This is a genomic window from Soonwooa sp. T0.1_25 (genome assembly GCF_057652215.1).
Window position 1 is genome coordinate 191,346 of the sequence record NZ_JBYFBZ010000003.1, and the last position, 24,117, is coordinate 215,462.

Sequence of the window (24,117 nt, forward strand, 5' to 3'; positions counted from 1 at the left end):
AAGATAATTATTTCAGAACAATGTTATTCATTTGGCGCATTACCCAATTGTGCTTTTTGCGCAAATAAGGTGTAGGATTTTTTGGATCGTATTTTTTTGGATTAGGTAACACAACAGCGATCCAAGCGGCTTCGCTTTTTGTTAAATCTTTAGCGCTTTTACCAAAGTAATAATTAGATGCTGCTTCTACACCAAAAACGCCTTGTCCCATTTCGATAGAGTTAAGATAACGCGCAAGGATAACGTCTTTGCCCCAAACTTTTTCGATAATAAATGTATAAACAACTTCCAATCCTTTTCGGAACCAGCTTCTACCTTGCCACAAAAAAACATTTTTTGCAGTCTGTTGAGAAATCGTACTTCCGCCACGACGGATTTCACCCTTCTTTTCGTTGTGTTTTAATGCCTTTTGTATGGCTTTTGTATCGAAACCGTTATGCGTAAAAAATAATTGATCTTCGGACGCTATCACCGCTTTTTTTACATTATTTCCCATGTCGTCATAAGAAATATAATCGCGCTCTAGTTTTCCGTATTTAATAATACCACCCAATTGCGTCCACGTTATTGGTGGATTAAAAAATAGGCCAAGTGCTATGAATAGGATGTTAGCAATGATTATTACTAAAATTAATTTCTTTAAAAATTTAAACATTTTATACTGTTTTCATGGGCAAAAATACTTAGATTTTAATAATTTTCAAATGATAAAGTATCAAGAAAAATTCATATCAATTCTAATTTTAGTTTTTGAATAAAAATCACGATTTTTGCAATCTGAAATTTTATTATGTCTTTAGAAAAAGAAATTAGCAAAAGAAAAACATTTGGGATCATCGCGCACCCCGATGCTGGTAAAACGACTTTGACGGAGAAGTTACTACTATTCGGTGGAGCGATCCAAGAAGCAGGTGCGGTTAAATCCAACAAGATAAAAAAAGGTGCAACGTCTGACTTTATGGAAATCGAACGTCAAAGAGGGATTTCTGTAGCGACGTCGGTGTTGGCTTTCGAATATAAAAATCATAAAATCAATATTCTCGATACGCCTGGTCACAAGGACTTTGCGGAAGATACCTACAGAACATTAACTGCGGTTGACTCGGTGATTGTGGTTGTTGACGTTGCAAAAGGTGTTGAGGAACAAACTGAAAAATTGGTTCAGGTTTGTCAGATGAGAAATATTCCAATGTTGGTTTTCATCAACAAGTTGGATAGAGAAGGGAAGGACGCCTTTGATCTTTTGGATGAAGTTGAACAAAAATTAGGTCTTAGCGTTGTACCACTTTCTTTGCCAATTGGTATGGGGAGCGACTTCCAAGGGATTTATAATATTTGGGAAAAGAACATTCAATTATTTTTAGAAGAGAAAAAACAAAAAGTTGGAGATTCAATAAAATTTGATGATATCAACGATCCAAAAATCGATGAAATGATTGGCGAAAAAGCTGCCGCTCAACTTCGTGAAGAATTGGAATTGATTGCATCTGTCTATCCAGAATTTGATAGAGAGGCTTATGTTAATGGTAATCAACAACCAGTTTTCTTTGGTTCGGCATTAAATAATTTTGGTGTTCGTGAGCTTTTGGATGCGTTTATTGAAATCGCGCCGATGCCTCAACCAAAAGAGTCAGATCTTAGGATTGTAAAACCAGAAGAGAAAAACTTTACTGGCTTTGTTTTCAAAATCCACGCGAATATGGATCCAAAACACCGTGACCGTTTGGCTTTCGTGAAGATCGTTTCTGGTACTTTCAAAAGAAATGAAAATTATCTTTTGGTAAGAGATGGCAAAAAAATGAAATTTTCGTCACCTAATGCATTCTTCGCTGACAAAAAGGAAATTGTTGAAGAGAGTTTCCCAGGTGATATTGTTGGTCTTCACGATACGGGGAATTTTAGAATTGGTGATACTTTGACCGCTGGCGAAAAGCTAAACTTTAAAGGTATTCCGAGTTTCTCGCCAGAACATTTCCGTTTCATTAATAACGATGATCCTCTCAAGGCTAAACAATTGTCCAAAGGTATTGATCAATTAATGGACGAAGGCGTTGCGCAGTTATTCATCATGGAAATGAATGGTCGTAAGATTATCGGGACAGTTGGGGCGCTTCAGTTTGAAGTTATACAATATCGTCTAGAGCACGAATATGGTGCAAAATGTTCTTATGAGCCATTGTCAATCCACAAAGCTTGTTGGGTTGAGGCGGATGAAAAGTCGGAGGAATTCCGTGAGTTTGCGAGACTTAAACAACGTTTTTTAGCAAGAGATAAATACAATCAATTGGTCTTTTTGGCAGATTCTTCATTTACGATCCACATGACGCAGGAGAAATTCCCGAACATTAAATTGCACTTCATAAGTGAGTTTAGAAATCAATATTAAATTTTATTTCAGATAAATTATATAAAGCCAATTTGGAAACAAGTTGGCTTTTTTTTGTTTATATATTTTGAATTTTAGGCTAAAAAAATAGAAATAAAGCTTTGTTAAAATATTATAAAAGCTTTTAAAATATTATAAATTGTAAATAACTAAATAATAATTAACTATTAATATTGTTTTAATACAAGCTAAAAAAAAATTATAAATAGTGAAAAAAAAGTAGTAAAATTATTTACCTATTGTTGTTGGAATTAGGATTTACAATTTTGTCATGTCGAGATGACGATGATGATAATCCTTATAATCCAAATGACGCAGGGGTACCAAAAATTAGTTTTGTAACTAATCTGGCCGATGACGCTAATGTTAAATTCTACATTACAACAAAAGATGATTTCGAAGTAGATTTTGGCGATGGAAAGAAGATTAAACAAACTAAAAGTACAACGACTGACGAAATTATTGTAAATTCTAAATTACTAGGTAAAGAGGTAAAAATCTCTAGGAAGAAACTAGAATAGTTTGTGTTTTTTTAATAAAGAAGAAAGCCAGTCTAATTGCGGACTGGCTTTCTTTATTTTTTTTTAATTAAATAGGATTAACCTAAATAAGGATATTTATAATCTTTAGGCGATACAAAAGTCTCTTTAATAGATCGTACAGATACCCAACGTAGAAGATTCATTTTAGAACCTGCTTTGTCATTAGTTCCTGATGCTCTACCACCACCGAAAGGTTGTTGACCAACAACTGCACCAGTTGGCTTGTCGTTGATGTAGAAGTTACCAGATGCATTTTCTAAAGCTTTGTAAGCTTCGTCAATGGCATAACGACATTGTGAGAATACAGATCCAGTTAAAGAATATGGAGACGAAGAATCTACTAATTTCAATGTCTCTGCCCAATCTGCATCTTGGTAAACATAAACAGATAGGATAGGACCAAAGATTTCTTCAACCATACTTTCGTATTGAGGATTTGTTGTTTCGATAACTGTAGGATGTACGAACCAACCTTTAGCATCGTCATATTTACCACCGATTGCAACAGTTGCTTCAGAAGATGCGTTAGCTCTATCGATGTAACCTTTACATTTTTCGAAAGAATTTTTGTCAATAACAGCATTAACAAAGTTAGAAGGATCTTCTGGAGAACCAACTTTAATAGTTGACATTTGGTTTTCCATTACTTTTTTAACATCGTTCCAAAGCGATTGAGGAATATAAGCTCTAGATGCCGCAGAACATTTTTGACCTTGGTATTCGAAAGCACCTCTTACCAAAGCAGTTGCAACAGCTTCTACATTAGCCGATGGATGTGCGATTACAAAATCTTTACCACCTGTCTCACCAACGATTCTTGGATAAGTTCTGTAGTTGTGGATATTATCACCAATCATTTTCCACATCCCTTGGAAAACTTTAGTAGAACCAGTAAAGTGAAGACCAGCAAAATCTCTGTGAGCCATTACTTTCTCAGCAGTTTCTTTACCGTCAGTGAAGATCATATTGATAACTCCGTCAGGAAGACCAGCTTCTTTTAGGACGTCCATAATAACTTTTGCAGAGTAGATTTGCTTGTCAGATGGTTTCCAAACTACAACGTTACCCATCATCGCCATACAAGCTGGTAGGTTACCAGAAATTGCTGTGAAGTTAAAAGGCGTCACCGCAAAACAGAATCCTTCTAAAGGTCTGTATTCAACTCTGTTCCAAATTCCGTTATCAGAAATTGGTTGCTCAGCATACATTTCTGTCATAAACTCCGCATTGAATCTTAAAAAGTCAATAAACTCACAAGCAGCATCAATCTCAGCTTGATGAACGTTTTTAGATTGACCAATCATCGTTGCTGCGTTGATGATATCTCTATAAGGTCCTGCAATAAGATCAGCTGCTTTTAAAAAGATAGAAACACGTTGTTCCCAACCTAGCGCATTCCATTTTGCTTTCGCAGCTAAGGCTGTGTCAATTGCTTGGTCAACGTGCGACATATCACCTTGGTGATAAAATCCAAAATCATGTTGGTGATCTTGTGGCGATTGCAATCTAACGTGGTTATTAGTTTTAACATCTTTACCATTGATAACCATTGGGATTTCGATCTTTTCTGCCCACATTTTTTTGTAAGTGGCGATTAAGCTTTTTACTTCTGAAGATCCTGGTTCGTAAGAGTTTACAGGTTCATTAATCGCAATAGGAACTTGCGAAATTGCTTTTGACATATTGTAATATTTTTAATTTTCGAATTAAAGTCTTACAAATTTACCCAATATTTAATGAAAGAAAAAATTAAAATACCTAATGTTTGTTACAACAAACTTAAATGTATTGTTTAAAAAGAATATAGACATTAAAAAAGTTCTTAGCCGCATGATTTATCCTGCATTTCTTATATTTGAAATGCATAAAGTTTTTATTAAATGAAAAGGATATTCTTGAGTTTGGTATTGGTAACGCAAGTTGCTATGGCACAAAATGTTGCAGATCAATTGGATAAATCGACGCAGAAACTTCTAAATTCTTCGGGAGCATATTCTGCAAATTTATCTTTCTATGTTGCTGATGATAACGGGAATGTGGTGTACGAATATCAACCCAACAAAGGTCTTTCTACGGCAAGTACGCAAAAGATTTTTACGGCAGCAGCAGCTTTAGAAATTTTAGGAAAAGATTATCGATATACGACGACTGCAAGTTACTCTGGACAAATCAAGAATGGTAATTTGGAAGGCGATCTTTGGGTAAGTTCTAACGGTGATCCCACTTTGGGAAGTTGGCGCTATGATGATTACAAACCCGAAAAGTTTAAAGAAAAACTTTATCATGCTTTACAACAAAAAGGCATAAAATCTATTGCAGGAAATATTATAATTGATGATTCTTATTTCGATTTTCAGTCGGTGCCAGGTGGGTGGCCTTGGGACGATATCGGGAATTATTACGGTGCCGGAACATGGGGAATCAATTGGCGCGAAAATCAGTTTGACATCAATACCAACGGTACGCAGTTTAAGAATTTTTCTTACGATTTAGAAAATGTAAAATGGATTAATGAGCTAAAAGCTGCAGGTTCTTCAGATCAAAGTTTGATTTTTACGGCGCCACATTCGGATGTTGCGTTAATTAATGGAAGTTTGCCAGCAGGGAAGGCGATGACGGTTTCTGGTTCGGTTCCCAATCCGCCTTTGCAATTAGGAGCAGAATTAAAATCATTTTTAAATTCTAAAAATATTAGTGTTTCTGGAAATGTGGAAACCTATTACGGCAACCAACTGTCTGGTAAAAAAATGAATTCTTATCCTGTCAAAAATAATTTTTTCGAATACCAGTCGCCGACTTTGGACAAAATGGTATTTTGGTTTTTAAGAAAGAGTATCAACTTCTATGGCGAAACTTTTTTGAAAACAATGGCAAAAGAGAAGAAAGGAAATCCATCTTATAAAGTTGGCGTTCAGTTTTTGAAAGATTTTTGGAAGTCAAAAGGGATTAACGCATCTATGATAAATTTTGCGGATGGAAGCGGCTTATCACCACAAAATTATGTGTCTGCAAAAGCGGAAGTTCAAGCTTTGTTATATGCGCAAAAGAAGCCTTGGTTTTCGGCTTATTTTGAAGGATTTCCAACGCAAAATGCTATGAAAATGAAAAGTGGAACCATCCGCGATACCAAATCTTTTGCAGGCTATCACACTTCGAAAGCGGGTAAAAAATATATCTACGCGATTATTCTCAACAACTATCAATCGGGCGATATCAGCCAAGCTTTGTTCAATGTTTTGGATAATTTGAAGTAAATGTCAAAGCGTATTTCCTCGTTTCCGGCGGTTATTCATGAAGATTCCGAAATTTTGATTTTAGGATCAATTCCGGGTGTTAAGTCTTTGGAGATGCAAGAATATTATGCGCATCCTCAGAATAAATTTTGGTCGATTATTTTTGAATTATTTAATGAAGATTTCACTAAAGATTATCAAAGAAAACTTCAAATTTTAAAGAAGAATAAAATTGCGCTTTGGGATGTCATCGACTCTTGCGAACGCAAAGGAAGTCTCGATTCTGAAATTAAAAACGAAAAGGAAAATGACATTTTAAAACTTTTAAAAGATTATCCTAATCTTAAAGTCATCTTTTGTAATGGGCAAAAATCTTACAAAAATTTAATAAAAACTTTCGGAAAAGAAATTGAAGTTCCAGTTGTTGCTTTGCCTTCTACAAGCCCTTTACATACGATTTCGTTTGATAAAAAATTGGAAGTTTGGCAACAGATTAAAGATCATGCTTCATCATGCCTTTCAGAAGATTAATTTGATTTTTTGCACGGACAAGATTTTGTCCTTCGTAACTCAAACCGTAATAGATATCGCCTCTTATATAGTCAACCAAAAAACGCATGGCGTGGATGTGGACAATAATTTTCGGTGCAAAATTGAAGTGCTCAATTTCTAGTGGCGGCAAGACTGGCTGTTTTTATGAAATCTCTTCTGTTAGTTGCCATATTAATTTTTGTAAAAGTGGATTGAATTTAGAAATATTATTCTTAAAAAAGATGTTTTTTAGAAAAAAAAAATTATAAAATTTTAAAGGCTTGACAAAGGCTTTTTAATATCGTATCTTTGCAACTCTATTATTCACAAATTTTTAAACCGTAATTTAAAAAAAATGAAAACTTCAGATTTTAATTTCGACTTGCCAGAAGAGTTATTGGCAGAACATCCATCAGAACACAGAGACGAAGCAAGACTAATGGTTCTTAACCGTAAAGATAGAACGATCGAGCACAAACTTTTTAAAGATGTTATTGATTATTTTGATGAGCATGACTTGTTCATTTTTAACAACACTAAAGTTTTTCCTGCAAGATTATACGGAAACAAAGAAAAAACTGGTGCCAAAATTGAAGTTTTCTTGCTGAGAGAATTAGATAAAGAAACTAGAGTTTGGGACGTATTGGTTGATCCTGCTCGTAAAATAAGAATTGGTAACAAATTGTTCTTTACAGAAGATGAGTCTTTGGTAGCCGAAGTTATCGATAACACGACGTCTAGAGGTAGAACGTTGAGATTCTTATACGATGGTTCTTACGAGGAATTCCGTGCTAAGTTGAACGAACTTGGAGAGACGCCACTTCCAAAATATATTAAAAGAGAAGTTGAACCAGAAGATGCAGAACGTTACCAAACAATCTACGCCAAAGTTGAAGGTGCGGTTGCAGCACCCACTGCAGGTCTGCATTTCTCAAAACATCTGATGAAACGTCTTGAGATAAAAGGTGTTGACTTTGCAGAAATCACGTTGCATGTTGGTTTAGGAACATTTAATCCAATCGAAGTGGAAGATTTGTCAAAGCATAAAATGGAATCTGAGGAAGTTATTATCGATCAACATAATGCCGACATTATCAACAAAGCTGTAGAGGAGAAAAGAAGAATTTGTGCCGTTGGTACAACAACAATGCGTGCTATCGAAACTTCTGTGTCATCTAACCGTAAGATAGGACCTTTCAATGGTTGGACTAACAAATTTATCTATCCGCCTCATGATTTTGGCGTTGCTAATGCAATGATTACTAACTTCCATACACCGAAGTCAACTTTAATTATGATGATTGCAGCTTTTGCTGATAAAGATTTTATCATGGAAGCTTATGAAGAAGCGATTAAAGAAAAGTATAAATTCTATTCTTATGGTGATGCCATGTTGATTATCTAAGATTGGTAACATATTTGATACAAATGCACAGTTGATAATAGCTGTGCATTTTTTGTTTTAGCTATTTTAAAAATAAAATTATGAAAGCAATATTATTAAGCGTCGCAACTATTGGTCTTTTCTCTTGTCAATCGCCAACAGACAGCAAGTTGGAGGTGTTAACGACCTTGCCAAAAGTTATTAAAGAAGCTTCTGCAGCCGAGATTACACCAGCGTCGCCAAATTTAGTTTGGACGATAGAAGATCAAAAAAATGATAATATCTTATTTGGTTTTACTAAAAATGGAGAACTAAAAAAAGAAATCCGAATTAACAATGTAGAAAATAATGATTGGGAAGATCTAACAGCAGATGACGCTGGTAATATCTACATTGGTGATTTTGGAAACAACGATAACAAGAGACAAAACCTAGCGATCTATAAAATTAGTGCTTTGGATTTGACGAAAGATCAAACGGAGGCTTCGGGGATTGTCGAATTTTATTATCCAGAGCAAACCGAATTTCCTGCCAAGAAAAAAGATAGAATTTACGATGCGGAGTCATTTTTTATTTTCAATAATCAATTTTATTTGTTTACAAAAAATAGAAGTTCAAAATTTGATGGCACAACATCTTTGTATCGCGTTGATAACAAACCTGGGCAACGATTACCTGCTAAAAAGATTTCGAGTTTTAAGACTTGCGATAACTTCAACCATTGCGCGGTGACAAGTGCTGCGATGAGTCCTGATAAAAAGAAAGTTGCGATTTTGAGTTCGGATAAAGTTTGGATTTTTACAGATTTCAAAGGGGATGATTTCTTTTCTGGAAAATCTCAGATGATTGAGTTGGATCATTTTACACAAAAAGAAGGTTTGACTTTCGAGAGCAACGACAGTCTTTTGATTACCGACGAAGCTGCCAAAAAAGGCAAATCTTTTCTATATCGTTTACAACTGAAATAAAATCTTCTTTGATTTTCTAAAAAAAATACAGCCGTCGATAATGACGTTTTTTTTTATTTCTAAACTTAATTTTTTTACTTTTAATTTCAAATCTCGGTTATAAAAGAATTTCTAGAACTGCATCATATTTTAATATTAATTCTCGAAATCTTTATTTCGCGGGTATTATCTTACTTTCTGCAAAGATTATTACTGATACCAAAAGTACGAGTAAAACCTTAGCTTATCTTTTATTAATCATTTTTTTACCCATTATTGGGATTTTAATTTACTTTTTCTTCGGTGTTAATTACCGCAAGAATAAGTTTTATGATTTTAAAGTGGAGCGAAATAAGAAGATTTATGACGATATTAAAAAATTTATTAAAAGCTCTCATCATAAAGTTTTGGAATCGCACCAGAAGGAATTGCAAAAGTATTTTTCGACTTTTTCGTTTTTGTTCAATGCGACGCAATCTCCGCTTACAGATAGCAACACTGTAGAATTATTAATCAATGGTGAAGAAAAATTTCCTAAAGTTTTTGAAGTTTTAAAATCTGCAAAACATCACATCCATTTAGAATATTACATTTTCGAAGACGATTACATTGGGCAAGAACTTAGTAATATTTTAATTGAAAAAGCTAAAAATAATGTCGTTGTAAGGATGCTTTATGATGATCTTGGAAGTGGTAAATTATCAAAATCACTTAAAAATGAATTAAAATCTGCAGGCGTAGAGCTTTATCCTTTTAACTAAATTACGTTCCGACTTTTCACTAATCGCGTTAATTATCGGGATCACAGTAAGATAATTATTGTTGACGGACGCGAGGTTTTCTCAAATGGTATCAATGTTTTGCAAAAGTATGTTAATGATAAACCTGACAAGTTGTTTTGGCGCGATACGCATCTTTATATTAAAGGAACAGGTGCGTTTAATTATTCAGATTTTGAGGGGGATCAAATTATCCAAGTTGCAGCGAGTGGACCAGACACCAAACCAGCGATTATGATGTCTACAGTTTCTGCAATTTATTCTGCAACCAAAAGGGTGTTTATTACCACGCCATATTTTATTCCTGTAGAGTCGGTGTTGCAGGCGATCAAACAAGTTTCTCTTTCTGGTGTTGATGTTAGATTGCTGGTACCTGCGCAGGGCGATTCGATGATTGTTAATGCGGCTGCCTATTCTTATTATAAGGAATTATTAGAGTCCTGGGTTAAAATATATTTTTATGAAAAAGGTTTTGTACATGCAAAAACGATTGTTCTTGACGATGATTTATCAATTGTTGGGACTGCAAACATGGATGTGAGAAGTCAAGAACTCAATTTAGAAGTTAACACCATGGTGTATGATAAGATTATTACAGAAAAATTGGCTGCCAGTTATTTTGAAGATTTAAAACAGTCTAAAGAGATATTTTTAAAAGACTGGAAAGCGCGCCCAAAACTAAAATCTTTCTTCGAACATTTGGCACGTTTGTTCTCACCAGTATTATGATTTTTTAACAATAATTTTCAATTCTAAAACTTAATCTTTATTTTTGTAAAGAGCGTCAAAATTTTTTAGAAATTAAGACTAAAAGTGGCGCGAGAGCTTATAATATGGTAGAAAATAACGCAGTTAATTATTCCGAAGACAATATCAGAACCCTCGATTGGCAAGAGCACATTCGACTGCGTCCTGGGATGTACATCGGGAAGTTGGGAGATGGCTCATCGGCGGATGATGGGATTTATATTTTGCTGAAGGAGATTATCGATAACTCTATCGATGAATTCCGTATGAAATCTGGGAAAAGAATCGAAATCAAAGTTGATGAAGGCAAGGTTTCGATCCGAGATTTTGGACGTGGAATTCCGTTGGGGAAGGTGGTTGACGCTGTTTCTAAAATGAATACCGGCGGCAAGTACGACAGCAAAGCTTTTAAAAAATCGGTTGGTCTTAACGGTGTTGGTACAAAGGCGGTTAATGCACTTTCAGGATATTTTAAAGTAAGATCTTTCCGTGATGGGAAGATGAAAGTTGCCGAGTTTTCGCGTGGAATTATTACTGAAAACCATGAAGAAAAAGAAACTTCGGACAGAAACGGTACCGAAATTTCCTTCGTTCCTGATGCAGATATTTTCTTAAATTTTAAATTTAGAAAAGAGTATATCGAAAGAATGCTTCGCAATTATGCGTATCTTAATCCAGGATTGAAAATCCTTTTCAATGGTGAAACTTTTTATTCCGAAAATGGATTGAAAGACCTTTTGAATGAGGAGCTAGAAGGCGAAATCCTTTATCCAATTATCCATTTGCAAGATAATGACATAGAAGTTGCCATTACGCATTCTGACAAGTCGCAGACCGAGACTTATTTTTCGTTTGTTAATGGGCAAAATACAACGCAAGGAGGGACGCACCTTAATGCTTTTCGCGAGGCTTATGTTAAAACCATTCGTGAGTTTTTCAATAAAAATTTTGATGCGTCAGATATTAGAAAATCGATTATTGCAGCTATCTCCATTAATGTTGAAGAACCTGTATTTGAATCTCAAACTAAAACCAAACTTGGCTCTAACGATGTTGGACCAAATGGACCGACGGTTCGTACTTTTATAATTGATTTCTTAAAAAGTAAATTAGATAATTTTTTACATAAGAATCCAGAATTGGCGGAAGCTATTCAGAGAAAAATTTTAATTTCTGAACGTGAAAGAAAAGAGCTTTCTGGTATCCAGAAATTAGCGAGAGAGCGTGCAAAAAAAGTGTCGCTTCATAATAAAAAACTGAGAGATTGTCGTCATCATTACAATGATCAAAAGGCGGCTCGTAAGGCTGAAACAATGATCTTTATTACCGAGGGAGATTCGGCTTCGGGATCGATTACAAAATCTCGTGATGTAGAAACCCAAGCGGTATTTTCATTAAAAGGTAAGCCACTTAATACTTATGGTTTAACAAAGAAAATTGTATACGAAAACGAAGAGTTCAACTTGTTACAAGCTGCTCTTAATATCGAAGAAAGTATGGAAGATTTGCGTTATAATCACGTGATTATCGCAACCGATGCCGATGTCGATGGTATGCACATTCGATTGTTGATGATTACATTTTTCTTGCAATTCTTCCCAGATGTTATTAAAAATGGACATCTTTTTATTTTACAAACGCCATTGTTTAGGGTAAGAAATAAAAAGGAAACGAGATATTGTTATACAGAAGAAGAGCGTGTTAGAGCGCTTAACGAACTTGGGAAAAACCCTGAGATCACACGATTCAAAGGTTTGGGAGAAATTTCGCCTGATGAGTTCAAGCATTTTATAGGAAAAGACATTCGATTGGAGCCAGTTGTTTTGGGTAAAGACCAAACAATTGAGCAACTTTTAGAGTTTTATATGGGAAAAAACACGCCCGAAAGACAGTTATTCATATTGGATAATCTTGTTGTAGAAAATGATGATATTGATCAAAAATAGGTTTAATAAAGGCTTTGTTTTTCATGAGATTAAGTAATAAAAAGAGAACTCCGATATATAATTTTATCCAAACTATACTTTTTGTGGGGATTATTTTGGGGATGGTAGCATTTTTTGTCGAGCGTTATAAGATTGATTTTTTAGGCTGGGAAAGTTACCTTCTTATTGTAATTCCTGTTTTTATAGGGATTTTGTACTGGACTCGAGGCAAGCAGATTTTTGAATATGATAGCGATGGCGAAACTTTGACGATCAACAATTATAGTATTGTCCCTTTTTTTAAAGATCAAAAAAAAGACGAATTTCCTAAGTACAAACTACAGAATTTTCAAGTTGTGAATTTGATTATTATTAAAAGACTTCTTATAACGATACATAGTAAAAAGAACCATCATTTACATTTAAAATACGATGTTTCTTATCTAAGGAATAAAGAAGTTAAAGACTTAAAAATATCATTGCGAAAGGTTTTAAAGGCTAATAAAGAAGAAAACCAAGTGGTTACCGAAACAGTATAATGGAAGAGAATAATTATCAAGAAGAAAGCCTGAAAAAAGTTTCGGGATTATATAAAGATTGGTTTTTAGATTATGCATCTTATGTAATTTTGGATCGTGCGATTCCATCCGTTTTTGATGGCTTCAAACCAGTACAAAGACGTATTCTACACTCGATGCGAGAGTTAGAAGATGGTCGTTACAATAAGGTTGCAAATATCGTTGGTAACACGATGAAGTACCACCCGCACGGTGATGCGTCGATTACAGATGCAATGGTGCAGATTGGTCAAAAAGAGTTATTGATCGATACGCAAGGTAACTGGGGGAATATCTTTACTGGAGATTCTGCGGCTGCTGCGCGTTATATCGAAGCACGTTTGACGCCTTTTGCGCTGGAAGTTGTTTTTAATCCGAAAACAACAGATTGGGTAAAATCTTATGATGGTCGTAACAACGAGCCAGTCGATCTTCCTGTTAAATTCCCGATGTTGTTGGCACAAGGTGCGGAAGGTATTGGTGTTGGTCTTTCGACAAAGATTTTGCCTCATAATTTTAATGAGTTAATCAATGCATCTATAGCTCATCTTAAAGGTAAAAAGTTCGATATTTTTCCAGACTTTTTAACGGGCGGAATGCTCGATGTTAGCAATTATAATGATGGACATCGGGGCGGAAAACTTCGTGCTAGAGCAAGAATTATCCAAAAAGATAAAAATACGCTTTGCATAACAGAACTTCCTTTTTCTAAAAATACTGGAGACCTTATTGATAGCATCATCAAAGCTAATGAAAGAGGTAAGATTAAAATTAAAAAAATTGAAGACAATACATCTGACAAGGTGGAGATTATCATTCATTTGACGAATGATGTTTCGCCGGATAAGATGATTGATGCGTTGTATGCTTTCACGGATTGTGAAGTGGCAATTTCGCCGAATGCTTGCGTTATTGTTGGTGATAAGCCGATGTTTTTGTCGGTTTCAGAAATTCTCCGAAGAAATACTGATCATACAGTTTCTCTTTTAAAACTCGAACTTGAGATTGAGTTGGGCGAATTGGAGGAGAAGTGGCATTTCGCATCACTTGAGAAGATCTTCATCGAAAACGAAATTTACCAAGAAATTAAAAACCGAACTTCCAAAGAAGAAGTTTATGCAGCAATTGATAAAGCTTTAAAGCCTTTTACTAAACATTTGATGCGAGCGGTGACAACCGAGGATATTATTCGATTGACCGAGTTGCCATTTATGAGAATTTCGCGTTATGACCAAGATAAAGCTTTGGAAAATATTGCAGCCTTAGAAGGTAAAATTGAACAAGTTAAACATCATCTTGCAAATTTGGTGTCCTATGCGATTGACTATTTTTTAAACATCCAAAAGAAATTTGGGAAGAACAAAGAACGTCGTACAGAACTTAGAGTTTTTGATACAATTGATGCGACGAAAGTTGCTGTAGCCAACGAGAAATTCTATGTGAATAGGGAAGAAGGTTTCATCGGGACTTCACTTAAAAAAGACGAATATGTTTTCGATTGTTCGGATATTGACGATATTATCACTTTCCGAAAAGATGGCGGTATGCAAGTCACCAAAGTTGAAAGTAAAACTTTCGTTGGTAAGAATATTTTGCATGTTGGTATTTGGAAGAAGAATGATAAGCGCACCGTTTACAACATGATTTATCGTGAAGGTAAAGAAGGTCCATATTACATGAAGCGTTTTGCGGTGACAGGTGTTATCAGAGCGAATGATTATAAATTAGCTTCGGATAAAAGAGGTTCGGAAGTGCTTTATTTTTCAGCAAATCCTAATGGTGAAGCTGAAGTTGTTTCGGTATTATTAAAACCGAACGCACGTATCCGTAAGAATAGAATTGAAGTCGATTTTTCTGAGTTAGCGATTAAAGGTCGTGATTCTCGTGGAAATTTGGTGACAAAATATGCTGTTAAAAAAGTTGATTTAAAAGAGGAAGGGGTTTCGACTTTAGCACCAAGAAAAATTTGGTTTGATGAAAGTGTGCGCCGTCTTAATGCTGATGGACGCGGAACTTTATTAGGAAGTTTTAAAGGTGAGGACAAAATTTTAACGATTAATACGCAAGGTGAAGCCAAGTTGGTGTCGTTTGATCTGAGTAATCGTTTTGATGATGAATATTTAATTTTAGAAAAATGGAAACCTGAGCAACCTGTGACTTGTATCTATTTTGATGGAGAAAAAGCAATTTATTTCATCAAGCGTTTCTTGTTCGAAAATACGCCAAGTGTACAGACCTTTATGCCGTCTGAGCATCCGAAATCTTTTATAGAATTTGTTGGGACTAACGATGGCTGCATTGCGGAAATTAATTTTGCTAAAGATAAAACAGGAAAAGAAAAAGAAGCAGAAAGCATCAACCTTGACGAATTTATCTCTGTTAAAGGCATCAAAGCGATGGGCAATCAGTTTATAAAAGACAAGGTTAAAAACATCAATATCATTATTCCTGAACCGGTTGAAGAACCAGAAGTAGAAGAGGAGTTTGATGCAAATGCTGTCAATTCGGCAGAGTTTGAAGAAGGTGGAACCATTGGAGACCTTTTTGATGAACCAGAAGTAGATCAAGACTCAGAACCTGAAAATAACGAAGAATAATGCCACCATTACTATTAGCTTTAATTGTCATCACTTGCGGAATCAGTATTTACGGATTCCAAAATCAAGCTTTTTTTGAAAAGTATAAATTCAATGTAGGTGCAGTCCAATCACGAAAAGAGTATATCCGATTGTTGTCAGCGGGTTTTTTGCATGGCGACTTTATGCACTTGTTTTTCAACATGTTTACGCTGTATTTCTTTGCGCCGATTGTGATGTCAGCATTTGGAGAAATCGGATTTTTGGTGGTGTATTTCGGATCAATTTTGCTTGGGAATTTATTCAGTTTGTATATTTATAAACATCAAAGTTATTATTCGGCAATTGGTGCTAGTGGAGGAGTTTCGGGGATTTTGTTTGCAGCAATTGCAGCGTATCCCCATATTGGTATTGGTATTATGTTTATTCCGTTGCCGATTCCGGGTTACATATTTGGAGCCTTGTATTTTGCCTATTCAGTTTATATGATGTTAAATCCTAAACAATGGGATAATCTTGGTCATGCGGCGCATTTGGGTGGTGCAGGTTTCGGATTGTTGTATGCGATTGTTTTCCATTTAGATTTAGTCCTTGAAAATGCGATGTATTTAGGAATAATGTCTTTACCGCTGGTTTATTTAGCTTATCAAATTTTTACAAAGAAAAAAATTGGTTAACTTTAAACTATAAATACAAAGAATATGGAAACTAAAAGATAACCAATAACAAAGACATTACAGTGCTTTGAACACCCGATAAATGCAAGCATGCGGGAGTTTGTTAAGACGCTTCAAAAAGTTTATGATCACAAAGCTATACCTTGGATAACTCCAGAAAACGCAACAAAAGAAGAACTTATTGCTCAAATTGACGCTTGTCCGTCAGGTGCTTTAGGTTATGTTGTAGAAGGTAATTCTAAATAAAATACAAAGAAAAGCGAACTATTTTGGTTCGCTTTATTTTTTGACGTAGATCATTCTGTCGTTGTCTGAGAGGTCTTTTATAAGTTTTGAAACTTTAAATTCTCTGTATAATTCTAAAGTTTCGGGACCATATTTTTGATTAATTTCCAGGAAGATTAATCCTTTTTCTTTGAGGTGAGATTTCCCGAGTTCTGCGATTCTTTTATAAAATATCAACACATCTTCTGTTGGCGAAAATAAAGCTAAATTGGGTTCAAACGACTTTACCGAATCTTCGATATTGATATTCTCTTCAATGCCAATGTAAGGCGGATTACTGATGATAATGTCGTAAACATCCTCTGGACTTTCGTTAAGAATATCTTTTTTATGAATTTGAATGTCAACTTCATGTAAAGCCGCATTTTGCTTAGCTATTTCTAAAGCTTCTTCGGAAACGTCTAATGCATGAACTTGCGCGTCTGGGAAATTTAATTTTAAAATTATAGGAATAATGCCACTTCCAGTTCCGATGTCAAGGATTTTTAGATTTTGAATGGCATTTTCTTTTTGAAACTCTTTGATGTAATGCGAAGCCAATTCTAAAAGTTCTTCCGTCTCAGGTCGTGGTATTAAAACATGTTCGTTAACCTTAAATAATTTACCATAAAACTCTGTTTCACCAGTAATCTGTTGATAAGGTTTTCCTGATTTTAAATCTTCTAAAATACTGTTAAATGTTTCTTTATCGGCATTTAGTAATTCTTGATTTTCAAACTTATAATCTTCATATCTTTTAAATCCAAAGATTTTTTCCGCAAAAATATAAAATAGAATGATGCTTTCGGAAGTTGAATATTGCTCTGAAAGTTCATTTTGAAAACGTTTCTTAAGATCTGAAATGGTCAATTGGATATACGAATTATGAATTATTTGATTTAATTAAAACTATCTTGTGAAGACAAGATTGGTGTCGGTTGACAGTTTTTCGTCGATTAAGTAATTTTCATAATTGAATGCTTTAACGTCGTTAAGTGTTTTAGCATTGCTTTCGGCACAAAAGCGAATCATTAATCCTCTCGCATGTTTGGTGTACACAACAATCGTTTTTAGTTTTCCGTCGGGTTGTATTTGTCGGAATTCAAAATCGATGATTGGCGCTTTTATCTTTTTGCGATCGATAACTTTTACGTATTCGTTACTGGCTAAGTTTAGAATTAAATCTTTGGCTTCCAGCTCTGAGTTAAGTTGCTCTGTCACACGCTCTGTCCAAAAATCGTAAAGGTTTTTGTTTTTGTCAAACGCAAAAGGACGTCCCATTTCTAGTCGATACAACATAATGCGGTCAGACGGTTTTAGCAAACCATAAAGTCCCGACAACATTCTGTAGTTTTTTTGTAAATAATCGATGGCTGACTTGTCCAAAGTTGTGGCATCCAAACCTCTGTAAACTTCTCCAACAAAAGCAAACATTGCTGGTGCTGATTCTTTAGGTTTTGGATTAGCTTTCCAGTTTTGGTTACGTTCCCAGTTTTCGTCCGCTAATTTGGAAGAAATCTCCATAAGTTCGGACAAATATTTGGGGTCTTTATGTTTGAGGTAAGATTGTATTTCTTCGGCTTCTTTGATGAATTTTGGCGTTGTGGAGCGCAGTAGATCGGTTTGATTTTCGATGTTCATCAATTTGGCTGGTGAGCTTAGTATTTTCATAATTTTTTTAAGTTTTCTAATGCGCTTGCATTTTTACTTTTGAAATTTTATGTTCTTTAGTTTTAAGATTTTAAATAAAAACTAAAATCTGCCATGTCAATTTCAACTATGCGGGATTGCGCCCCGACGTAGTCGGAACTCCTTTTGCGAGAGGCTTTGCCGAGCAAAAGAGTGGGAGACGAAGACGGAAATGTGCGCCCAAAATAATTTTGAAATTCTATATTTCGCCTTTTCCTTGACGGATAATTTCGGGTTCGCCAGAGGTTAAGTCCACAATGGTGGATGCCACGTTGTCGCCATAACCGCTGTCAATAACGATGTCTACGAGGTTGTCATACTTTTCGGCGATCAATTCGGGATCGGTAGAATATTCGAGAATTTCGTCATCATCGCGGATGGATGTCGAGGCAATGGGATGGCCAAGCTTCTGCACAATTAGTTGCGGAATGCTGTGGTCGGGTACTCTGATACCCACTGTTTTAGCGCCTTTGTAAGCTAGAGGCAGATTTTTGTTGGCGTCCAAAATGAAGGTGAATGGCCCTGGCAAATGGTTTTTTAGAAATCTGAAAGTCGACGTCTCAATAGGCTTGGTGAACTCCGACAAATGACTAAGGTCGTTGCAGATAATCGAAAACTTTGCTTTCTCTAGCTTTATACCTTTTAGACTTGCCAACTTTTCCATGGCCTTTAGGTTGTTGATGTCGCAGCCTAGCGCATAGATTGTGTCGGAGGGATAGATGATAAGCCCGCCGTCCCGCAAGGTTTTCACGACTTGGTCGATGTAGTTTTCTTGCGGATTGTCTGGATAGATTTTCAGAATTTTTGCCATAAGGCAAAGTTAGTGAATTAGGAGGTAAAAATTACAAGCTATAATTGCAGACTTATTTTAGAAAATAGAATAATTATAAAATAAATATCATGTATCAAATGTTGTTTAATTGTTATTCAATAGAAATTTAGAACCATTCTAACGAAGATATATTGTAATTTTGCACCGTGAAGAAATGGTTTTCTATATTGATGCTTAGTTTGTATCTGTTTTCTACGACGGAGCTTTATCAGTTCCTCAAAGTACCGATACTTATTGAGCATTTCATAGAACACAAGTCACAGAATAATACAATAAGCTTCTTTCAGTTTATAAAAATGCACTATCAAAACCCTGTGAAAGATGCAGATTATGACAAGGATCAGAAGTTGCCATTTATCGTGCATTCCGAGCACATGGTCGTGGTTTTTACGATCACACCCAGATTACATCTCGATTTAGAGTCTCATCATTTACATTTATTTTCTAAAGACAAGATCGTTGCGTACGATGACTTGTTCTTGGATGTAGATTATTTCAATGCCATTTGGCAACCCCCCCAAATTTAGTTAAGCACTTGTTTAATAATTTTAGTATTAAAATTTAAACAAGTCACAAAAATTCTGAAATTTTTTACCCGTTGTAATAGACTTTTGTTTATTCAAAATTATTGATCGGGATTTCTCTATCTAGTTTTTCGAAGTACACAAAGTATATTATAGCTATTTTTTAAGCTTAACTAAAATTCCACATGCTTACAAGAATTATTGAGTTTTCTGTAAAGAATAAACTCATCATTTCCATTATGATATTGGGGCTTATTTTGGTTGGTAGTTATCAAGTTACAAAACTGCCAATTGACGCTGTCCCAGATATTACCAACAATCAAGTACAGGTAATTACAGTTGCACCATCTTTTGGTGCAACAGACATCGAACGTTTGGTAACTTTCCCGATAGAACAAGCTAATAGCAACATTTCTGGACTAAAAGAGATACGGAGTTTCTCACGCTTCGGATTGTCTTTAGTAACCATTGTTTTCGATGATGATGTTGATGTATATTGGGCGCGACAGCAAGTTGCAGAACGCCTACAAACAGTACGAACACAAATTCCTGCAGGAATCGGAACTCCCGAGCTTGGTCCTATTTCCACGGGCTTGGGGGAAATATACCAATATGTTGTTCGCCCCAAGAAAGGTTACGAGCAAAAATACAATGTTACTGAACTACGAAGCATTCAGGATTGGATTGTTCGAAGACAACTTTTAGGGGTAAAAGGTGTTGCCGAAGTCAGCAGTTTCGGAGGTAAACTGAAACAATACGAAATAGCTGTTGAACCCGATCGACTCAATGCTTATGGCATCAGCATTAACGATGTTTTTGATGCTTTGGAAGCCAACAATCAGAACACTGGAGGATCATATATCGAAAAAGGACCGACTGTGCTCTACATCCGTAGCGAGGGTTTGGTAACCAATGCCGAAGACATTGAAAATATTGCCATAAAAACCAGTGAAGATGCGCCACCTTTATTTATTCGGGATGTTGCAAAAGTAGAAATGGGTTTTGCCACACGTTATGGCGCTTTAACTTATAACGATGATGGTGAAGTGGCAGGTGGTATCGTGATGATGCTAAAAGGCGCCAATAGTAGTGAAGTGATTAAAGATGTTAAAACAAAAGTTGAAGACATCCAAAAAAACTTGCCTGAAGGCGTACAAATAGAAGCTTTCCTGGATAGAACCAAAATGGTGAATAATGCTATTACTACTGTAGAAACCAACTTGTTAGAAGGTGCTTTAATTGTAGTTTTTGTATTGGTGATTTTCTTGGGAAATTTCCGGGCGGGGCTTTTGGTAGCATCGGTCATTCCGTTGTCTATGTTATTTGCAATTTGTATGATGAATCTCTTTGGTGTTAGTGGAAATTTGATGAGTCTCGGCGCCTTGGATTTTGGCTTAATCATTGATGGTGCTGTGATTATTGTTGAAGCAATTTTGCATTATTTTGCGCATCATACAAAGTTTAATAACATTCAAAAAATTAAAACTAAAGAAATGGATCCTATCGTCATCTCTTCAGCGGGAAGGATGATGAACAGTGCGGTTTTCGGACAAATAATTATTTTAATTGTTTACCTACCGATTCTCACTTTGCAAGGTATCGAAGGAAAAATGTTCAAACCAATGGCACAAACGGTTGCTTTTGCTTTGTTAGGCGCATTTATTTTATCCTTGACTTACATCCCGATGATGAGTTCTATTTTGTTAAAAAAACGAAGTTTAAAACCAAGTTTTTCCGATAGAATGATGAAGAAAGTAGAGGCTTGGTACCTTAAAATGCTTCTAAAAGTTATCCGAATTCCAAAAACAATTTTTGCTATCGTTATGGCATTATTTATAACAGCTATTGCGATATTGAGTCAACTTGGTGGTGAGTTTATCCCATCTTTGGAAGAAGGCGATTTCGCTGTAGAAACAAGAGTATTATCTGGATCTAATCTCAAAACAACTTTAGAAAGCACTCAAAAAGCCGCTCATATTTTAAAATCTCAATTTCCTGAGGTAGAAAAAGTAGTTACCAAAATCGGAAGTGGAGAAGTTCCAACCGATCCAATGCCAATGGATGCTGCAGATATGATGGTGATTCTAAAAAATAAAAAAGAATGGACTTCCGCCAAGACCTTCCCCGAATTGTCCGAGAAAATGTCAAAAGCTCTACAAGACGTTCCTGGGATAACCGTCGGATTTCAGTTTCCTGTGCAAATGCGATTTAATGAATTGATGACGGGTGCGCGCCAAGATGTAGTGGTGAAAGTTTTTGGGCACGATCTTGATGAACTTTCTAAAAAAGCACAAGAATTAGGAAAAATAATTGAAGGAATTGATGGTACTCAAAATCTATATATTGAACCTATTTCTGGCCTTCCACAAGTGGTCATCAATTACAATCGACCTTTGATGGCACAATATAAATTATCGATTTCTGATGTTAATAGAATTGTAAATGCGGCATTTGCAGGACAAAGCGCAGGTATGGTTTTCGAGGGAGAAAAACGCTTTGATATGGTGGTTCGTTTGAAAGATACGAGTCGAAAAAACATTAATGACATTCGCAATCTTTTGGTGCCAACGCCGTCTGGTAACCAAATACCCTTGTCACAATTGGCGCAAGTTGACATTGTGCAAGGTCCTAACCAAATTCAGCGTGAAAATACGCAACGTAGAATAGTTGTTGGTTTTAATATCAAGGACCGAGATGTACAAAGCATTGTAGAAGAATTGCAGCAGAAAGTAAATAAAAATGTAAAGTTGCAACCAGGTTACTCTATTACCTATGGAGGTTCTTTTGAAAATTTGAACCATGCAAAAAATCGTTTAATGATTGCAGTTCCAGCTGCATTAGGTTTAATATTTTTATTACTCTTTTTAGCATTTGGCTCTCTTAAGGAAAGTATTTTAATATATACTGCTATTCCGTTGTCTATTATTGGTGGTGTTTTCTTTTTAGCGCTTCGGGGGATGCCGTTTAGCATCAGTGCAGGTGTCGGTTTTATCGCACTTTTTGGTGTTGCAGTACTTAACGGTATAGTTTTGATTTCAGAATTCAACAGGCTCCGCAAGGCTGGTATCAAAAATCTTGTGAGAATAGTCGTAAATGGTGGCGAAGCGCGATTACGCCCAGTGTTGATGACGGCTTTTGTGGCATCGCTTGGTTTTATCCCAATGGCATTGAGTAACGGAGCAGGTGCCGAAGTACAAAGACCTTTAGCAACAGTAGTTATTGGCGGTTTGGTAATCGCAACTTTCCTTACATTATTCGTACTTCCTCTCTTATTTATTAATTTCGAAAAAGGTTTTAAAATGAACAATAAAATCTCAAAACATAGTCTTCCAATCCTTATTTTATTGGGGATGTCTGGGTTTAATCTTTTACAAGCCCAACAAACAATCGATTTGAAATCGGCGATCCAAATGGCAGAGCAGCACAATCGAATTTTAAAAAATGAAAAATTAAAATCAGAGTATTCCAAAGCTTTGATAAAGTCGGCTTCGGATGTTCCTCAAACTTCTGTTTCTGCCGATTATGGACAGATAAATTCTGCTTATAAGGATGTTAAATTGGGTTTGTCTCAAGGTTTTGCTTTTCCTGGTGTTTATAAAAAACAAAGAAATCTTTTGACCGAAGAATGGAAAAAATCAGAATTAAATGTCGCTGTAAATGTTTTCGAAATTAAAAAAGCAGTGAGTTTGGTATTTTACAACCAACTTTATTGGAAGGAGAAAGAAAAGTTATTGCGCGAAGCGTATGAATTGTATTCGGAGTTTTCGGATAAGGCAAAATTGAGATTGAAAGTTGGCGAAAGTAATCTTTTGGAAAAAACAACGGCTGATAATCAAAAGGCAGCAATTGATATTCAACTAAAACAAGTACAGGAAGAAATTCGACAAAGCGAATTGCAGTTACAATATCTTCTTAATTCTTCACAAAATTGGAATGCACAAGATGAAGCTTTCTACATCAACAGTAATCAGGATACAGAAAATCCCATGTTAGCGATTCTTAAGCAGCAAGTTATAGTGGCTGAAAATCAAACCGAAGTTGAAAAGTCAAAGTTGTTGCCAGGCTTATCTTTCGGTTATAATTTAAATAGTTTCAAAGGCCTTGGTCCAGATGACAAGTTGTACACAGGAACTCCTCAATTCCATTCGGTGCAGTTAGGGATAACTTTACCAATTTTTTCATCTGCTCAAAAAGCAAGAATTGATGCTTCTAAATTGGCACAAAATATTGCGGTGAACGATGTTCAGAATGCTGAATTTAATTTAAAAAACAAACAAGAAAAAGCCTACAACTTGTATCAGTCTAATCTTAAAATCGTTCAACAATACCAATCTACAGAGCTAAAAAACGCTGATATTATCACGGAAACTTCGAAGAAGCAATTTCTAAATGGAGAGATTAATTATCTAGAATTTGTAATGCTCGTTAACCAAGCAATTGCTTTGAAAAGTAATTATACTGATGCTGTTTGGAAACTGAATGAAAGTGCCATTTTGTTGAACTATTTAAGCCTTAATTAATCTC

General features: G+C 35.5%; 20 protein-coding genes and 1 pseudogene. 15 read left to right on the forward strand and 6 right to left on the reverse strand.

All coding sequences use genetic code 11. The features are described 5' to 3' along the window. Positions 1-7: 7 nt before the first annotated feature. Positions 8-655: a monofunctional biosynthetic peptidoglycan transglycosylase gene (gene mtgA, locus AC23MB_RS06035; protein ID WP_313028624.1), complete on the reverse strand. Its 648-nt coding sequence runs from the start codon at positions 653-655 to the stop codon at positions 8-10. A gap of 135 nt (positions 656-790) precedes the next feature. On the opposite strand from mtgA, the gene AC23MB_RS06040 reads away from it, so the two are divergent. Both AC23MB_RS06040 and AC23MB_RS06045 read left to right on the forward strand, forming a co-directional pair. Then, positions 791-2,386 (forward strand): peptide chain release factor 3, encoded by a 1,596-nt coding sequence (locus AC23MB_RS06040; protein ID WP_487786759.1) that lies wholly within the window; start codon positions 791-793, stop codon positions 2,384-2,386. Positions 2,387-2,628: 242 nt separating this feature from the next. Continuing rightward, the gene (locus tag AC23MB_RS06045) at positions 2,629-2,907 is read left to right on the forward strand and encodes a hypothetical protein (protein ID WP_312323742.1); all 279 of its coding nucleotides are present in this window, start codon (positions 2,629-2,631) and stop codon (positions 2,905-2,907) included. A 77-nt stretch (positions 2,908-2,984) separates the two neighbouring features. Here AC23MB_RS06045 and pruA read toward each other — a convergent pair whose 3' ends face one another. Beyond that, on the reverse strand, positions 2,985-4,610 hold the full coding sequence (gene pruA, locus AC23MB_RS06050) for an L-glutamate gamma-semialdehyde dehydrogenase (RefSeq protein WP_313215610.1): 1,626 nt from the start codon (positions 4,608-4,610) through the stop codon (positions 2,985-2,987). A gap of 198 nt (positions 4,611-4,808) precedes the next feature. Between pruA and dacB the strand changes: the two genes are divergently transcribed. Together dacB and AC23MB_RS06060 are read left to right on the forward strand one after the other, a co-directional pair. Then, positions 4,809-6,182, forward strand: coding sequence for a D-alanyl-D-alanine carboxypeptidase/D-alanyl-D-alanine endopeptidase (dacB, locus tag AC23MB_RS06055; protein ID WP_487786760.1), 1,374 nt, complete (start codon positions 4,809-4,811; stop codon positions 6,180-6,182). Continuing rightward, positions 6,183-6,692 carry a DNA-deoxyinosine glycosylase gene (locus AC23MB_RS06060; protein WP_313028632.1) on the forward strand — a complete coding sequence of 170 codons (510 nt, stop codon included), beginning with the start codon at positions 6,183-6,185 and terminating at the stop codon, positions 6,690-6,692. Here AC23MB_RS06060 and AC23MB_RS06065 read toward each other — a convergent pair. After that, positions 6,655-6,843 carry a hypothetical protein gene (locus AC23MB_RS06065; protein ID WP_313028634.1) on the reverse strand — a complete coding sequence of 63 codons (189 nt, stop codon included), beginning with the start codon at positions 6,841-6,843 and terminating at the stop codon, positions 6,655-6,657. The two genes, AC23MB_RS06060 and AC23MB_RS06065, sit on opposite strands and share 38 nt — an antisense overlap. A 204-nt stretch (positions 6,844-7,047) precedes the next feature. Here AC23MB_RS06065 and queA point away from each other — a divergent pair, with 204 nt between their 5' ends. From queA to AC23MB_RS06115, 10 genes and pseudogenes are all read left to right on the forward strand, one after another. After that, the gene (gene queA, locus AC23MB_RS06070) at positions 7,048-8,097 is read left to right on the forward strand and encodes a tRNA preQ1(34) S-adenosylmethionine ribosyltransferase-isomerase QueA (protein WP_079665831.1); all 1,050 of its coding nucleotides are present in this window, start codon (positions 7,048-7,050) and stop codon (positions 8,095-8,097) included. A gap of 80 nt (positions 8,098-8,177) precedes the next feature. Continuing rightward, on the forward strand, positions 8,178-9,044 hold the full coding sequence (locus AC23MB_RS06075) for a hypothetical protein (RefSeq protein WP_487786761.1): 867 nt from the start codon (positions 8,178-8,180) through the stop codon (positions 9,042-9,044). A 167-nt stretch (positions 9,045-9,211) separates the two neighbouring features. Beyond that, positions 9,212-9,316, forward strand: a pseudogene (locus tag AC23MB_RS06080) (PLDc N-terminal domain-containing protein); the annotation flags it as partial. Positions 9,317-9,364: 48 nt separating this feature from the next. Beyond that, entirely contained in the window at positions 9,365-9,784 is a 420-nt protein-coding gene (locus tag AC23MB_RS06085; protein WP_487786762.1) for a hypothetical protein, read from the forward strand. A 99-nt stretch (positions 9,785-9,883) separates the two neighbouring features. Next, positions 9,884-10,531: a phospholipase D-like domain-containing protein gene (locus AC23MB_RS06090; protein ID WP_312324675.1), complete on the forward strand. Its 648-nt coding sequence runs from the start codon at positions 9,884-9,886 to the stop codon at positions 10,529-10,531. 104 nt (positions 10,532-10,635) lie between these two features. Continuing rightward, positions 10,636-12,495, forward strand: a complete 1,860-nt coding sequence (locus tag AC23MB_RS06095; protein ID WP_374329506.1) for a DNA topoisomerase IV subunit B — start codon at positions 10,636-10,638, stop codon at positions 12,493-12,495. Positions 12,496-12,518: 23 nt separating this feature from the next. After that, positions 12,519-13,013: a hypothetical protein gene (locus AC23MB_RS06100; protein ID WP_487786763.1), complete on the forward strand. Its 495-nt coding sequence runs from the start codon at positions 12,519-12,521 to the stop codon at positions 13,011-13,013. Beyond that, positions 13,013-15,628, forward strand: a complete 2,616-nt coding sequence (locus tag AC23MB_RS06105) for a DNA gyrase/topoisomerase IV subunit A (protein ID WP_487786764.1) — start codon at positions 13,013-13,015, stop codon at positions 15,626-15,628. Before AC23MB_RS06100 ends, AC23MB_RS06105 begins: the two co-directional genes overlap by 1 nt. Beyond that, positions 15,628-16,284, forward strand: coding sequence for a rhomboid family intramembrane serine protease (locus AC23MB_RS06110; protein WP_487786765.1), 657 nt, complete (start codon positions 15,628-15,630; stop codon positions 16,282-16,284). Before AC23MB_RS06105 ends, AC23MB_RS06110 begins: the two co-directional genes overlap by 1 nt. Positions 16,285-16,374: 90 nt before the next feature. Beyond that, complete coding sequence (locus AC23MB_RS06115) at positions 16,375-16,530, forward strand: (4Fe-4S)-binding protein (protein WP_312324819.1); 156 nt, start codon at positions 16,375-16,377, stop codon at positions 16,528-16,530. A 33-nt stretch (positions 16,531-16,563) separates the two neighbouring features. On the opposite strand, the gene prmC is transcribed toward AC23MB_RS06115, so the two are convergent. The 3 genes from prmC to AC23MB_RS06130 form a co-directional block, all read right to left on the reverse strand. Continuing rightward, the gene (prmC, locus tag AC23MB_RS06120) at positions 16,564-17,418 is read right to left on the reverse strand and encodes a peptide chain release factor N(5)-glutamine methyltransferase (protein WP_487786766.1); all 855 of its coding nucleotides are present in this window, start codon (positions 17,416-17,418) and stop codon (positions 16,564-16,566) included. Positions 17,419-17,457: 39 nt separating this feature from the next. Beyond that, positions 17,458-18,219, reverse strand: coding sequence for a peroxide stress protein YaaA (gene yaaA / locus AC23MB_RS06125; protein WP_313028654.1), 762 nt, complete (start codon positions 18,217-18,219; stop codon positions 17,458-17,460). A gap of 217 nt (positions 18,220-18,436) precedes the next feature. Then, the gene (locus AC23MB_RS06130) at positions 18,437-19,048 is read right to left on the reverse strand and encodes an L-threonylcarbamoyladenylate synthase (protein WP_374329502.1); all 612 of its coding nucleotides are present in this window, start codon (positions 19,046-19,048) and stop codon (positions 18,437-18,439) included. A gap of 730 nt (positions 19,049-19,778) precedes the next feature. Between AC23MB_RS06130 and AC23MB_RS06135 the strand changes: the two genes are divergently transcribed. Then, a complete protein-coding gene (locus tag AC23MB_RS06135; protein WP_487786767.1) occupies positions 19,779-24,113 on the forward strand; it encodes a CusA/CzcA family heavy metal efflux RND transporter in 4,335 nt (1,444 codons plus the stop codon). Positions 24,114-24,117: the final 4 nt, after the last annotated feature.